At 55.1% G+C, this 13,935-nt stretch carries 15 protein-coding genes and 1 pseudogene; 9 read left to right on the plus strand and 7 right to left on the minus strand.

All coding sequences use genetic code 11. From position 1 onward, the window contains the following. Positions 1-54: 54 nt before the first annotated feature. Together DV532_RS24335 and glnK are read right to left on the minus strand one after the other, a co-directional pair. Positions 55-1,389, minus strand: coding sequence for an ammonium transporter (locus DV532_RS24335; RefSeq protein WP_056794108.1), 1,335 nt, complete (start codon positions 1,387-1,389; stop codon positions 55-57). A 46-nt stretch (positions 1,390-1,435) separates the two neighbouring features. Then, complete coding sequence (gene glnK / locus DV532_RS24340; RefSeq protein WP_002555808.1) at positions 1,436-1,774, minus strand: P-II family nitrogen regulator; 339 nt, start codon at positions 1,772-1,774, stop codon at positions 1,436-1,438. Positions 1,775-2,155: 381 nt separating this feature from the next. Here glnK and DV532_RS24345 point away from each other — a divergent pair, with 381 nt between their 5' ends. The 6 genes and pseudogenes from DV532_RS24345 (at position 2,156) to DV532_RS24370 (ending at position 7,961) form a co-directional block, all read left to right on the plus strand. Then, positions 2,156-2,422: an accessory factor UbiK family protein gene (locus tag DV532_RS24345; protein WP_056794106.1), complete on the plus strand. Its 267-nt coding sequence runs from the start codon at positions 2,156-2,158 to the stop codon at positions 2,420-2,422. Positions 2,423-2,593: 171 nt separating this feature from the next. Then, positions 2,594-3,445: pseudogene (locus tag DV532_RS24350) on the plus strand (YifB family Mg chelatase-like AAA ATPase); the annotation flags it as partial. Positions 3,446-4,878: 1,433 nt separating this feature from the next. Beyond that, a complete protein-coding gene (locus DV532_RS24355) occupies positions 4,879-5,169 on the plus strand; it encodes a hypothetical protein (protein WP_056794105.1) in 291 nt (96 codons plus the stop codon). Between the two features lie 204 nt (positions 5,170-5,373). After that, positions 5,374-6,000, plus strand: a complete 627-nt coding sequence (locus DV532_RS24360) for a hypothetical protein (RefSeq protein ID WP_056796598.1) — start codon at positions 5,374-5,376, stop codon at positions 5,998-6,000. 89 nt (positions 6,001-6,089) lie between these two features. After that, positions 6,090-6,950 (plus strand): hypothetical protein, encoded by an 861-nt coding sequence (locus DV532_RS24365; protein WP_056794102.1) that lies wholly within the window; start codon positions 6,090-6,092, stop codon positions 6,948-6,950. A gap of 132 nt (positions 6,951-7,082) precedes the next feature. Beyond that, positions 7,083-7,961, plus strand: a complete 879-nt coding sequence (locus tag DV532_RS24370; RefSeq protein ID WP_082476724.1) for a DUF6602 domain-containing protein — start codon at positions 7,083-7,085, stop codon at positions 7,959-7,961. Between the two features lie 220 nt (positions 7,962-8,181). Here DV532_RS24370 and DV532_RS24375 read toward each other — a convergent pair whose 3' ends face one another. The 5 genes from DV532_RS24375 to DV532_RS24395 form a co-directional block, all read right to left on the minus strand. Then, positions 8,182-8,583, minus strand: a complete 402-nt coding sequence (locus tag DV532_RS24375; protein WP_056794099.1) for an antitoxin Xre-like helix-turn-helix domain-containing protein — start codon at positions 8,581-8,583, stop codon at positions 8,182-8,184. Between the two features lie 216 nt (positions 8,584-8,799). Then, positions 8,800-9,189: a hypothetical protein gene (locus DV532_RS24380; RefSeq protein ID WP_056794097.1), complete on the minus strand. Its 390-nt coding sequence runs from the start codon at positions 9,187-9,189 to the stop codon at positions 8,800-8,802. Positions 9,190-9,385: 196 nt separating this feature from the next. Continuing rightward, positions 9,386-10,138 carry a hypothetical protein gene (locus DV532_RS24385; protein ID WP_056794096.1) on the minus strand — a complete coding sequence of 251 codons (753 nt, stop codon included), beginning with the start codon at positions 10,136-10,138 and terminating at the stop codon, positions 9,386-9,388. Next, positions 10,135-10,989 carry a hypothetical protein gene (locus tag DV532_RS24390; protein WP_056794094.1) on the minus strand — a complete coding sequence of 285 codons (855 nt, stop codon included), beginning with the start codon at positions 10,987-10,989 and terminating at the stop codon, positions 10,135-10,137. The genes DV532_RS24385 and DV532_RS24390 overlap by 4 nt, the downstream gene beginning before the upstream one ends. A gap of 325 nt (positions 10,990-11,314) precedes the next feature. After that, positions 11,315-11,656: a helix-turn-helix domain-containing protein gene (locus DV532_RS24395; protein ID WP_056794091.1), complete on the minus strand. Its 342-nt coding sequence runs from the start codon at positions 11,654-11,656 to the stop codon at positions 11,315-11,317. Positions 11,657-11,725: 69 nt separating this feature from the next. On the opposite strand from DV532_RS24395, the gene DV532_RS24400 reads away from it, so the two are divergent. From DV532_RS24400 to DV532_RS24410, 3 genes are read left to right on the plus strand one after another with little or no spacing between them, the layout of a single operon-like run. Continuing rightward, on the plus strand, positions 11,726-12,016 hold the full coding sequence (locus DV532_RS24400; RefSeq protein ID WP_056794089.1) for a DUF4031 domain-containing protein: 291 nt from the start codon (positions 11,726-11,728) through the stop codon (positions 12,014-12,016). A gap of 25 nt (positions 12,017-12,041) precedes the next feature. Further along, positions 12,042-13,256, plus strand: coding sequence for a nucleoside triphosphate pyrophosphohydrolase family protein (locus DV532_RS24405; protein WP_056794087.1), 1,215 nt, complete (start codon positions 12,042-12,044; stop codon positions 13,254-13,256). Continuing rightward, a complete protein-coding gene (locus DV532_RS24410; protein ID WP_056794086.1) occupies positions 13,253-13,933 on the plus strand; it encodes a uracil-DNA glycosylase in 681 nt (226 codons plus the stop codon). Before DV532_RS24405 ends, DV532_RS24410 begins: the two co-directional genes overlap by 4 nt. The last annotated feature ends 2 nt before the right edge of the window (positions 13,934-13,935 follow it).

Consider the following 13,935-nt stretch of genomic DNA (forward strand, 5'->3'; position numbering starts at 1 on the left):
AAAACTGGCAAAAAAAATGCCCGGCAAGCCGGGCAAGTTTTTACCGCGTCGCAGTTACAGGTTGTAGCCGCGCTCGTTGTGCTGAGCCAGGTCGAGGCCGACCGACTCTTCTTCGTCGTTGACCCGCAGGCCCATAACCACATCCAGCACCTTGAGGATCACGTAGGTGACGATGGCGGTATAGACCACGGTAAAGATTACCCCTTTGGCTTGGATCCAAACCTGCATGCCGATGTCGGTGACAGTACCGAAGCCGCCCAGCGCCGGGGCTGCGAACACACCGGTGAGGATGGCGCCGACGATACCGCCGATGCCGTGTACACCGAAGGCGTCCAGCGAGTCGTCATAGCCCAGCTTGCGCTTGAGGCTGGTGGCGCAGAAGTAGCAGATCACGCCCGAGGACAGACCAATCACCAGCGCGCCCATCGGGCCCACAGTGCCTGCAGCCGGGGTGATGGCGACCAGGCCGGCTACCACACCCGAGGCAATGCCCAGCGCACTCGGCTTACCGTGGCCGATCCACTCGGCGAACATCCAGCCCAAGGCAGCGGCGGCGGTAGCGATCTGGGTCACCAGCATGGCCATGCCAGCAGTGCCGTTGGCGGCGGCGGCAGAGCCTGCGTTGAAGCCAAACCAGCCGATCCACAGCATGGCTGCGCCCATCAGGGTGTAGCCCAGGTTGTGCGGGGCCATCGGGGTGGTCGGGTAACCCTTGCGCTTGCCCAGCACCAGGCAGCACACCAGGCCTGCAATACCGGCGTTGATGTGCACCACGGTGCCGCCAGCGAAGTCCAGCACGCCCCAGTCCCACATCAACGCGCCGTCACCGCTCCACACCATGTGGGCGATCGGCGCATACACCAGGGTGAACCAGATGCCCATGAACACCAGCATCGCGGAGAACTTCATGCGCTCGGCGAAGGCACCAACGATCAGCGCCGGGGTGATGATGGCGAAGGTCATCTGGAAGGTGATGAATACCGCTTCAGGGAACAGTGCGGTGGCCGAGGTCAGGTTCCCCGGCGTGACGCCGCTGAGGAATGCCTTGGAAAAACCACCGACGAACGAATTGAGGTTGAGCACGCCTTTTTCCATACCCGTGGTATCGAAGGCCATGCTGTAGCCGTAGACGACCCACAGAATGCTCATCAGGCCGGTGATAGCAAAGCACTGCATCATCACCGACAGCACGTTCTTGGAACGCACCATGCCGCCATAGAACAGGGCCAGGCCCGGGATGGTCATGAACAGCACCAGCGCCGTTGCGGTCAGCATCCAGGCGGTGTCGCCGGAGTTCAGCGCTGGGGCAGCTGCTTCCTCAGCCAGGGCGAGCCCGGGCATTACGAGGGACAATAGGGCTCCTAGCCCTGCGATCTTACGCAGAGTCATGTTGTTTTCTCCTGGGGCGTTGGGTTTGGTGAGGCTTTTTTACTGCTTAGATCGCGTCAGTATCGGTTTCGCCGGTACGGATACGGATCGCCTGCTCCAGATTCACCACGAAGATCTTGCCGTCACCGATCTTGCCGGTGTTGGCTGCCTTGGTGATGGCTTCGATTACCCGATCAAGGTCCTTGTCGTCGATGGCGACATCGATCTTCACCTTGGGCAGGAAATCGACCACGTATTCAGCACCGCGATACAGCTCGGTGTGGCCCTTCTGCCGACCGAATCCTTTGACTTCGGTGACGGTGATGCCCTGCACGCCGATTTCCGACAGCGACTCGCGCACGTCGTCCAGCTTGAACGGCTTGATGATGGCTGTGACTAGCTTCATGAAACTCTCTCCCGATTTGGTGGACTTGCCCCAGGAAAACAAACCCGTCTCAAGTCTAAGCGCAGCGCTTGGCTTTGTAACGCGTCGTCGGCATCCGGCTCCGCGTGCGCACTGCCTGGTCACAAGGAACTGCATCAGTGCATGGCTCGTACTGGTCTTTGCAGAAACCTTGCCAGTTCCGGTTAAGCTCCGAAAAACAGCGAGTTATGTGAATTAGTCGGGATTGGCCAGTCGCCAGCATGGAAAACATGCACAATTTCGGTGCGCACCGCGCTGGCGCGCTGCTCGAAAAATGTGCAGAGGTAGGCGCCAGCGCTCGGCTCGAATGCACCTATGTGCGTGCTACACTGCCGGCCATTCTTAGCCTCAGTGGACAGCCCAATGCTCGCGCCCAAAGCCCTTCTCGACGCCCTGAGCGACCAGGCCTCGCGCCTATTTAGCGGCGATACTGCCCAGCCTCGCGCCGAACTGGAAAGCCAGTTCAAGGTGCTGATGCAGGGTGCCTTCAGCAAACTGGACCTGGTCAGCCGCGAAGAATTCGACAGCCAAATGGTCGTGCTGGCACGTACCCGTGCGCGCCTCGAAGCCCTGGAAAAACAGGTAGCCGAGCTAGAAGCACGGTTCAATCCAGACCCGCAGGATAAGTGACCGCAGCCCCCCAGCGCAGACCCTGCGCTGCTGCTCTTCTAGCGCGCCTTGCAGGCGCCGAACCCCTACTCTGAAAAACCACGACGCACACTTCTCGCCCTAGCCCGGGCCGCCCTCGCTATGCTTGCACAGCCGCAGGAAGCGGCCCTCTTCAGCGACAACGGAGCGTCCATGTCCCTAGCCCTCGTCCACAGCCGCGCCCAGGTGGGCGTGCAGGCACCGCCGGTCAGCGTCGAAACCCACCTGGCCAATGGCCTGCCTCATCTCACCCTGGTCGGCCTGCCGGAAACCACGGTCAAGGAAAGCAAGGACCGGGTGCGCAGCGCCATCGTCAACTCCGGGCTGAACTACCCGCAGCGGCGCATTACCCAGAACCTCGCCCCCGCCGACCTGCCCAAGGACGGTGGGCGCTATGACCTGGCCATTGCCCTGGGCATCCTTGCTGCCGACGGCCAAGTACCCAGCGCCACCCTCACCGAGTTCGAATGCCTGGGCGAACTGGCGCTGTCTGGCAAGTTGCGCCCGGTGCAGGGTGTGTTGCCCGCGGCACTGGCGGCACGCGAAGCAGGCCGGGCGCTGGTGGTGCCCCGGGAGAATGCCGAGGAAGCCAGCCTGGCCGGCGGCTTGGTGGTGTATGCCGTCGGGCACTTGCTGGAGCTGGTCGCCCACCTGAACGGCCAGGTGCCACTCGCCCCCTATGCCGCCAACGGCCTGATCCTGCACCAACAGCCCTACCCGGACCTTAGCGAGGTGCAAGGGCAACTGGCCGCCAAACGTGCACTGCTGCTGGCTGCAGCCGGGGCGCACAACCTGCTGTTTACGGGGCCTCCGGGCACCGGCAAGACCTTGCTCGCCAGCCGCCTGCCCGGGCTGCTGCCGCCGCTGGACGAGCACGAGGCGCTGGAGGTAGCGGCTATCCAATCGGTCAGCGGGCATGCCCCGCTGAGCAGTTGGCCGCAGCGCCCATTTCGCCACCCCCACCACTCCGCGTCCGGCCCGGCGCTGGTGGGGGGTAGCTGTAGGTTTTCGAAATAAATGCGAATTTTTCGAAATTGATGCGACTGACTCACTCGCTCTGAACGCCTCATAGCTAGGGGTTCGGAATATCAGGTCGCTCATTCGAAGCTTCAAACCCGCGCTTCAAAGCGTCTGCTTTCGGGCCGGTAATGTTCTAGCCCAGGCCTCATCGTGAGCTTGAAAAGGTTTTTTAACCTAGGCAATCTTCAAGGTGCCCTTACCGAAAAACCAACATGGAAGCATTCCTCTCCAGTTACGCCAACACAATCACCATCACGAGCATCCTCATCACCCTTCTCTGCACCTACGTCGCCCTCATTCAGCCGCCTCGCTAACGGTAAATCCGGATGAGAGGCTGCCGTCTCTCGCCAGGTTAGACAGACACCCTAGGGATCCATGGGGCAACCGCGTTTCAGATTTCGGGTTGCCCCATGCGTCGTAAAAACCGGTGCTGAGCTTATGTTTTCGCTAACCCTATTCAATCGTCTACATGGCACTTTGATAGCCACTATGCGGCTTGAGTGAAAGCCGCTCAGCTCGGAATCTTGCCAAGCAGGAATTCATTCTCATGGAGCTGAGGAAGCTTGGCTTTTTGGGGCGCGCCAGAGGATGTCTTGACGGCGCGGGGGGGAGACATCTTGCCTCCGTCGCTGCGCAACCTCTGCGGTCGAGGTTCCAGCCTTACTATTTCCCTGACAATGTAGGATTCTGGCTCAAAGTGAGGAATTTGGTCGGCCACATCTAACCAGAAATGTTCCTTTGGTTCGCGCTTAGGCAAAGCGGCTTTCACCACAGGAGAGACCGAAATCCACTCCTCAAGTGATGTACGCATCAGGCGGCGGAGCGAACCAACCACAAAACGTCGCTGAGAATCACTCGCTCATGGCCCTATCAACCCTGGGCTCCTCGCTCGTCTGCAAGCATCTCGTCGAGCAGCCGCGAGAGACTGAGTCTGGTGGGGGCGTCATGCCGCAGCAGGTCACTGTCCATCCCGCTCATGGGCAACGATCAGCTGCGCTTCCATTGCACACACGCAAGCGTGTGGTCTGGGCTCAGCCCCCGGCCGATGGTCACCCGAGCCGAACGATAGGCGCGGTACTTGGCCGGCCGCCGGACGAGGCACTGGGTGGTCAAGCTGGCAAGCATGTGTGCTCGGGTAGGCCAGCACTCGCTCGCTTGGGGCTGGCGTCGCCTCTCCTACAGTGGTTGGCGCAGCACAGCCACCGAGCATGGTGGCAATCGCGGTGGAGGCAAACAGTGAACTCCATCCTTGTGGTTGAAGCGGCGCAAAGCTATCACTGCACTCACCGCCCGCCAGGTGCTTGTTCTCCCGCAGGAGCCGCTCCAACCCACACGGTACCCGGCTGACTACCACAGTGCTGGCCGATTGATAGTATTGCCGCTATCTTTCAACTCTCAACCGGAACGGCACCACTTCCATGATCAAATCCGTTTTAACCACCATCTGGCCAAGCCTTGAGAGCGTTCTGAACACGCACGAAGAAAACATGGCCAACGCTTTGCCACATCTCCAAAAGCTATGCTTGTCGTGCAAATGCGGCGCGCTTGCGATCCCGATCCCAGGGACAGCGGATCGCTACCGTTGCCGCAAAGAGACGTGCGGCCGCCAGTTCATCAGCGCCACGCACAACATCGAGACAGAGCTGAGCGACCGTTATGGGGCTGCGGTGGTCAAGGACTACGAAGAGCTCGTCAAAGGCCTCCGCTAGAGCCACACGGCCTGGTGCAGGCAGCCTGTACCCATCCCTGACGGGGTGAGCTGACGTTCCATATGACCCTGGGCGGGCCTGCGAAGGCCACCCCCGCAGGGTAGCTGGGCCAAGGGAGGCTCCATGCCTGAGCAGCGATTGTAGAGTCGGGAGGCATCGGATAGCTTGAATGTCATTGACGATAGCTCCCTGAGAGACACCGACATGTCCCTTACCGCTCTTGAGCGTAGTGCTCTTTCAGCGTTACTCGCACGCAGAGCTGACAATGCTGCTGTTTACGCAGCTCTTACAGCAGCTAAGGGTGTGCGAGAGATCAATGAGATCGCAGGCCTTGAGGCTGACCCTCGGTACCGCTTGATTCGTGTTGACCATCGCCTGGGGACGGCGGAGAGGAATGAGTTCGAAATCGCCCTAGTCGACGATGTTGAGTTATCAGTAGCTTATTACGACCAGGTCACGCTCGTACGTGCCCCAAAAGTCAGTACCCGATACCTTGCGAGTAACCTGGCCTGGCGATCGGCGAGTAGCCGTCATTCGCTAGCACTCCGAGATATCTCCCAGAAAGTACTTTTCAGCTACCTCGTGAATCACTACGACATACTCCTAGCTGCGAACAAGATGGCAGATGAAGGAATTTTTTATTGGCCCCGACAGGTTTCTCGGGCGCTTAAAAAAGGCTTGCACGTCTACACCTACAACCCGACGACCCAAGCGATTCAGTCAATTCCAACGCAGCGCGCGCTCGATGACTTACAGGATCAGGTTTGGTCGGGCATCAGTCAGGACGACTTACAAGCTATTATCTCAATTTCTGCTCTAGTCCTTCGCTAACTGGGGTAGCGGACTCTAGAAGATGAGATCTTTGAACACATTTGACAAGTAAGTACTTCTTAATCAGTAAGCAAGGATGAGGTAATGCCATGAGTGACCAGGAGTTTTTTGGCCTGGAAGACATGTACTCCTCGATGGTTGAAATTGAGGGCTGTATAGCGAAGGTATGCTACAAATTTATAAGCGAGGAAGATTTCTCCAAGATAGATAACATAGCAGAGCTTCAGCTCGTGTATTGGAGCGAGATGATACAGAGGCTTCACATCAGTGGCGCAACTACAATACTAAGATTGAAAAAATGGTACGAATCTTTAGAGTGCGCCTATAAAGCCAAAAACTATTATGGATTTTGTGCTTCATTAAGGGGGCTGCTGGAGGCATGCTCGGACTCCTTTCATTCAATCGGCAAGGTTCTGCTACCGGTATCGGAAAACTTTTCTCACATAAAAACATCTATAAGCGGTGATGCCGATAAGACTGTATTGTCGAGCCCATTGGAGGATGAGCTGATTCATTACATGTTCGGCAGAAAGCTGTCTGCGGCAGAGAAAGACAAGTTTGAGGATAGCCATAAGGCCAAGCAGGTCCGGCAATATCTGAACTCAATTCAGAGCGGCTCATTGAATGATCTCTATTCGGAGCTGTGCCAGGTTTCCCATCCCTCGTTGCTGTCATTTATTCCGTTCATGATGGATCATCCCGAACACGGCCTTATGCTTCACAACGGGTCCGTGGATGAAGTGCTCAATGAAAATATCATGGATCGCTACAAATCCACTATTTACGAGACAATGGAGTTTGCCCTGTGGCCTGCCCTTTGTAGTTTAAAGCTCGTCAATATGCTTGGCGGGTCACTGCTAGAGGCGCTCTACACAAAGGATAAAGCCTTCGAAGGCTTAGAGAAACACGATTTGTGGATTAGGCTCGAAAACCTCATTCAGGCATCCTAATGATGCAAAATTCAGTGATGCCTATCTCTTCATTGATCACCTGTGTACTTTGCACCCACAGTGACTGCCCGCTGGGGCATGTTGAGCCATCACCACAAAAATACGCTCCAGCTTTGATACAGGAAATTTGCTATGGATGGAAAAAGAATTCAGGATTATTGGTCTAGCGAGGTTGATGCCCTCGTCAGAACATATCAACAGTTCGAAACGCTTATACCTTCCCCTAATGGTGCAGGGGCCGAGCACAAGGGTGAGGATGGTAGATTTGTTGAAGATCTTCTTCGCGAATATCTGAGCCGCCACCTTCCACAAGGGCTCGAAGTGCTCACTGGATTCATTCTTCGACCAGCTGTAAAAACCGGGGATTACGGGAGAGAGCGGTCGAAAGAATCGGATGCGCACTCAACGCAACTCGACATTATTGTATTTGATACAGCGAATTACCCTGTGTTTCAGCGTTTTGGTAACAGCGTCATCGTGCCACCCGAAGGTGTTGTCGGCATCATTTCCGTAAAAAAGCATTTGAATGACGGGGACATTAAAAAGGAATGCTCAGCACTTTTTGAAGCGGCGACCCTATGCCAGACGCTTGGATCTAACAACCCAAATGACAAAGTCCGAGGGCCATATCTGGCACTGGTTTCAGTGAAGTCAAAAATTGAAAAGTCGAGAACTGATGCCTTGAGCTGGATCTTCAACCAGGTTGGTGATGCTTACAACGGCAAGTCTGACGTCACTTTCGATAAACTTGTTGGCTTTATCGGAGCACTCGATGAGTGGAGCATATTCAAGCGACGCCCGGACAGTAACTTAACCAGTGCAGAGTATGTTGGCTTCAGACACCAAAATGGTGAGTCTCATCTAGGATTACAATTTCTCCTGACTGGAGTACTCAGCGTTTTCTACGACGAGACACGCAGGAATTTAAGACGACCTGGCTATACGGCGTTTCCTTCCCACCGCCCGCACGACACACACCTCGGCGGAGTACCTTGTACTAGCCTGCGTTAATTGGTTGACAACGGACTTCTGATTAAATCAAATCCGCCTGATCCAGAAAGATTTTTCTGTTGCAGCCTAAGTTTTCGGCAAACACAAAGAAATCTTTCTGTTATTAGCAAACGGCAGCCGTATGCACGGCCGTACCTACCACAGCGCTGAAGGAATACTGCCGTGACCGAGCCCCTGCATGCTCACGGCTGAGCGCACCAGGTGCAGGATGGCCAAGGCGCTATGACTCGATACTCTGATCCAGCTGCTGAATGCGCCTGCAGGTCTCGTAGAGCGAAATCAGGTCACCCTGAGCCATTACATCCAATGGGGATCGACCCGCAAAAAACGCATTCTCATTGGCGAGGCGAGCAAAGTCGCGAACGTTTTCCTGATTCGTGAAAATGTTGCGCAGTGCAGCATGCATGTTCAGCACCAAGCTGACTCTCTGCCGCTGATCGGCATCAAGCCTTCGTCCAGATCCAGGCGCCTTCGTCACACGACGATAGGTGGTAGCCGATATCCTGAGAATGGAACATGCCTGGGATGACGTCGCCCGCCATCCCTGAAGTATCCGCACAGCCACCTTCAGGGCCACGGCAGCCTGGTCACGTGATAGCACTAACGGTTGTGGCGTATTCATGGGGATCCCCTGCCAAGAGCTCAACCGATAATACACCTAAAGGAATGCACTGCTTGCGCCTGCAACCTGTACAGCTTGTCGCAGAGGCCCGTCACCAGCTATCGAACGGCCACTCAATGGTGATCGCTTCGAGCAGATTGGGCACAGATGCAATTATCGACAAGCACTTGGTCCAAGTAGCCGCCGCAGAGCTGCTGGAGCTGGATGGACCACCAATCAGGCAGGCTTTTGAGGTACGAACTCTGTCTTCCGCGTCAGCTGTAGCTGAGCGAAGTTGCGAACCGGCTGATCTCGCTTAGGCAGATTTTCGAGCAATCCAAAATATTTGGAGCCGACGATGTCTGCATGGGCCACCATCGCTTCCGGCCCAGCCGTATCGTAGACGCGAAATGCCGGCGTATTGCATTTCTGAAACAGGATGGACCGCACGTCCTGGGCAAACATCGTCATGGCTCCAACGGACTCAATCGCTGGCTGCTTCGGCTTTTTCCGCACATCAATCAGATTGCAGAAACTGAGCACACCGCTGATTCCAGCCTTCGCATACTCCAGCCGTGTTACCGACAGTCCTTGGGTGAATGCCCTGTCGAATACCTTGTGAGTCACCGTACCGTCCTGGGCCGTGTGGTGAGGATGGCTCGCGCAGGCTGCGACCTGCTCCGTTTGCTGGACCGGTTTCGGAGAGTGACGGCTTACCGATGTTGTCGGGCAGGAGCAATTGTGTTCACACACCAAGAGCACACTAACTCGCTCGGCAAATTTTTCGGCACTGCCTTTACTGTTGATTGCCTGCTGGCAGGCGCTACAGATTCTGGTACTGGTCATCCGTGAAGTACTTACTCAGATACAATGTCAGGGAGTCGTCCAACCGCTCGGAAGGGCTGACGCCGTCGCAAATATAGTCATCACCTCGTGATACGAAGTATGAGTATCCATCGCTACCATCAAAATCAGCAGAGATATAAAAATCGTTACCGGTCCAAACAACAGCTACAGACCCGTCTCCTCCCATTGTCACACTGGGCACACGAACGAATTTCCGCTGTACCACATGCAAGAATATCTCAACTTCCTTTACCGCTTCCGGAGAAGCAGGAAGCCCACCATAGCCATCCCAATTTTCGTCTTCTTCGGCGAACACCTTAAGCCGTTTGGAGGCATAGGTATAATCGGGATACTTATACGTCTCAGGCTGAGGTGCAATTAGCTTGGTATAACCATGAGCATTGAATGCGGCCGTTAAGGAGCGCGACTCAAATCGCTCAGGCGTGAGATGCTTGACGTACAAATTGAAATGATACGCTTGCCGTAGAAATTCAGCCGTGTTGTCGCACGTCTGCAGCATCCGACAAACCGCCTCTTGGAAGAGCAAATATTCTGAGCGGGTAATGCGCGATCGCTCAAGCTCCGTAAAAGCAGCCATGCTGGCGACTGCAACTGCCGAAAGGTAGTTAGGAAGCTCTACCCGCTGCTTTGACGTGTGCGAGGGCATTTCCCTGATGCAAGGAAACAACTCTATCCCAGGTTTCATTACCGTAGACACATTCGCACTCATGCGATTGCCTCCTGGTCAGGAAATAGCTCAAGGGAGTGCACAATATTGTCAGCAAGCACAGAAGACAACAGGAGCTTATTTATGCGATGCAGCTCATCAAACTTATCAAAAAGCTCTTCGAGACTCAAAGCGCTGGATGAATCCTCATGGAATTCTAATTGATGCATAGTATGAATATAAAGGTTAGTATCTTCATCTTCTAACGCTTTAGACACATGCAAATTAACCAGCAACTGCTTTACACCTGGAGAGACATGATCTTCGAAATAACCTTCATCGAGGTGCCATAGACCTTCGGAAGCAAATACACGCCTCGGCAAGGAAGTGCACTCGACATCTAACAAGTTACCTAGAGGACCTACAAAGTTTTTAAGGCCAAAAACGTTTGAGACCCTAAAATTCATTGAGGAAATCGAAACCTGAGAGGAGATTGCCTCATAAAAAACCTTGTACACATCAAGCGCCAAGTTTCGAGTCACTTCCCATCCCGAGTAACGGAAATTAACAACAAACCTAATGCCGGTCCTGTTAATTACCATCTCGATTAGCTTGTCGTCGAAAGCACCTTCGTGGTCATCATTATCATCAAATAGCAATGCAAAAAGCTCCGAACTGCCTTCTTCAGCGGAGTCTTTTGTAATACCTGAGATAGTGGAACGTACGCCTGATGTACTTATTTCGATTTTTCGCGGAAGGAGCTTCGAGACTCTATCGCCCAAAGACGACAGGTGGGCCATGGCAGCGGCACCGAGTTCTGTATCCCAATCCAATCCGAGACTCAAACGCTCCACTGCATGGATCAACCCATGCGGGAGACTGCGAACTTCGGCGTTTGGCTTATTTTGGAACATTAGAATGTTTGATCCATGGTTAGTGAGTCCATTCACATAGCCCCTACGGTCAGAAAGGGGAGCACATGACCGACTCGGTTGCGGTTCCCCTAAGACGGCACGCACCCGGCGTTAGTTCGCCTGATCCGATTCGCCCCCTCCAAGCGCAAAACCAGCCTGGGTTTGGGCTTCCGCAGTTACGTGCACCAAAAGTGTGCTCGTAGTGGCAATTGGCCATACGCACAATCAAATTGCCGGTAGCTTACGATTTGCGGTGGCCTACTGTCCAGATGGCCATCACCACTACCTCGATGCATGAGTTATAGCAGTGAAGGCTTGCGCACGCTCAGTGGTGGGATTTGCTCGCCGTGCCATTGGCCAATGCAGCCTCCAAGGCATTAACGAAATTCCGGATCAGCTCTTCACTCCCAGGCCAGGTCTGGATGAGGCTCTGAACCCTTTGCGGCAGATCCTCTGCGCTCAATGCAGCGGCGCTGGCAGGCACAATGTCGACCTGCAGCATTTCGCACACTTTTCGCATATTTTTACTGATAAGCACACCCGCTCCGCGCTCCATTCGCGAGATCTGCGTGTAGTGCACGCCTGCCATTTCGCCCAACGATTCAAGGGATAGACCCTGTCTTTTACGCGCCGACTTCATCTCGGCACCGAGCAGCTTAATGTCCATTCTGGCCTGGCTTATTTGCTAATAATATGCTAAATTTTTGCATAATTTTGCGAACCATGCGAGAACGAAATGACTGTCTATGTGGATGCAGAAGGGATTCGCTGGCGGGGCCGGGAGTGGTGCCACTTGGTGGCAGACTCCCTGGATGAATTGCACAGCTTCGCCGATCGCCTCGGCTTGAAGCGGAGCTGGTTCCAGTCCAAGACGCTCTACCCGCATTACGACGTTACGAAGTCAGTCAGGAGCCGTGCTCTGGCAATGGGCGCTAAAGGCGCTGATCGTGAACAAATCGTCAGTTGCGCTAAGCGAATGCGATCCGAGATGATTCAGCTCTACAGGGCTGCGGCGCAAAGCGCATAGGTCCGCTCATTGAAAAGGATTTCAAATGCCCAAGCCTGTGCCGCAGCCCATGCCCCTATCGATCCCCGAATACCGCCTCAAGGCCTGCCAGACAAATCAGTTTCCGCAGACCCCCGAGGGATTCCAGCAGCTGAAGTTTGGCTATTTCGGTGAGGTCGGAGGTTTGCTCTCTGCAGTCAAGAAATCTGGACGCGACAACCTGGCTGCAACGGTGACGGAGCTCGCCGCTGAAGAGCTCGGAGACGCACTCTGGTATTTGATAAACGTCGCAGCCCTTGTCGATGTCGACCACAACCAGATCGGCGATCACTGCCTGATAGCCTTGCGCAGGCAGTATGGTGAAGCAGAGCAGGAGTTGGTTGAACCGGTTACCTTCCGTCACATTGATAGCTTGATGGAGGTCCGTAGAAAACCAGACTCGATTGACCGATCTACACAACTGGGCAAGCTCGCCAGCCACGCAGGAACAATGGCAGCGACGACCTTCCAGGCATACAAGGCCTTGGCGCCTCATAAACGCGCCGAGAACCTCGGCATGCACCTAGCAGAGCTCGCAGTCGCCTGTGCAAGCTTCGATCTGAGGCTAGAGGACGTTGCCAGGGCCAACCTGGAAAAGATTCACAGCCGCTGGCCTGGCGACGAGAAAAAGTACCCGGAGCCGTTCGACAAGGGGTTTCCCGAGCATGAGCAGTTCCCACCGCTCATCGCCATGGAATTTATCGAGCGCGGAACAGGGCAAAATGCGCACGTCGTCCAGAGCTTGCACGGTGTGTTCATTGGCGATCGTCTAACGGACAATAGCAATGAACCTGATGACTACCGCTTTCACGACGTATTCCACCTCGCCTACGTGGCCTACCTTGGCTGGTCTCCAGTCCTCCGTGGCCTACTCAAACGCAAGCGCAAGTCGGATCCCAAGAAGGATGAAAACGAGGATGGCGCACGCGCCATGATCATCGAGGAGGGTATTGCGACGTGGATTTTCAACCACGCCAAAGTGCACCGCTTCGACAGCAAGGAGAAACAGGGGGGCCTCGACTATAACGTGCTCAAGCAGATCAGAAGCATGGTGGATGGCTACGAAGTGGATGTATGCCAGCTCTGGCAATGGGAAACAGCGATCCTCAAAGGCTTCGAGGTGTTCCGCCAGTTGCAGGAACACCGGCGCGGTATCGTGACCGTCGACGTACTCAACCACACAATGCGTTTTGATCCACTAACGAAGAATCAGCAGCCATGAATCCAACAGCCTTCGTGAAGGCACTGTCCGAATTGAAACTGGACAACGTCTTCAACCCGTATGCCGATACCTGCCCGGTCCACGATCGAGCTGATGCTGTGGCGGCACGTCGCCGCAACCTGCGCGGCTATCTGAAGGCTGCGTCCGAAATCGGCGTAGACACCATCTGGATGGGCCGTGATTTAGGGTATCGCGGTGGCCGGCGCACAGGCTTGGCACTCACGGACGAATATCACCTTCCCGAGATGACTCAGCGGTACCCTGGTTCAGACTTCAAGCAGGCCACGCTTGGTCCAGCCTTAGCTGAGCGTACGGCCTCGGAGATCTGGTCAGTGCTACGGTCGGTGGACCTCCCGCCGCTGCTCTGGAACGTTTTCCCTTTTCACCCTCACGAACCTGGCAACCCATTTACCAATCGCAAATTCACCGCACGTGAGCTCAAGCAGGTCGACCTACTCAACGAAACGCTGATTAGCTGGCTCAAGGTGCGACGCGTCGTTGCAATTGGACAGGATGCGTATAACTACGCCAGTCGGTTCGGCGTTGAGGTTGTGGCGATCAGGCACCCCAGCTATGGCGGGATCAAAGACTTCCGGAACGGAATGAGCGAGCTCTATGGCATCCCGGTGGAAAATCTTGATCCCAAGCGACAGACGCTGCAGTCGTCGCTGTTCTGAGC

This window comes from Pseudomonas sp. Leaf58 (assembly GCF_003627215.1).
In the GTDB taxonomy this organism is placed as follows: Bacteria; Pseudomonadota; Gammaproteobacteria; order Pseudomonadales; family Pseudomonadaceae; genus Aquipseudomonas.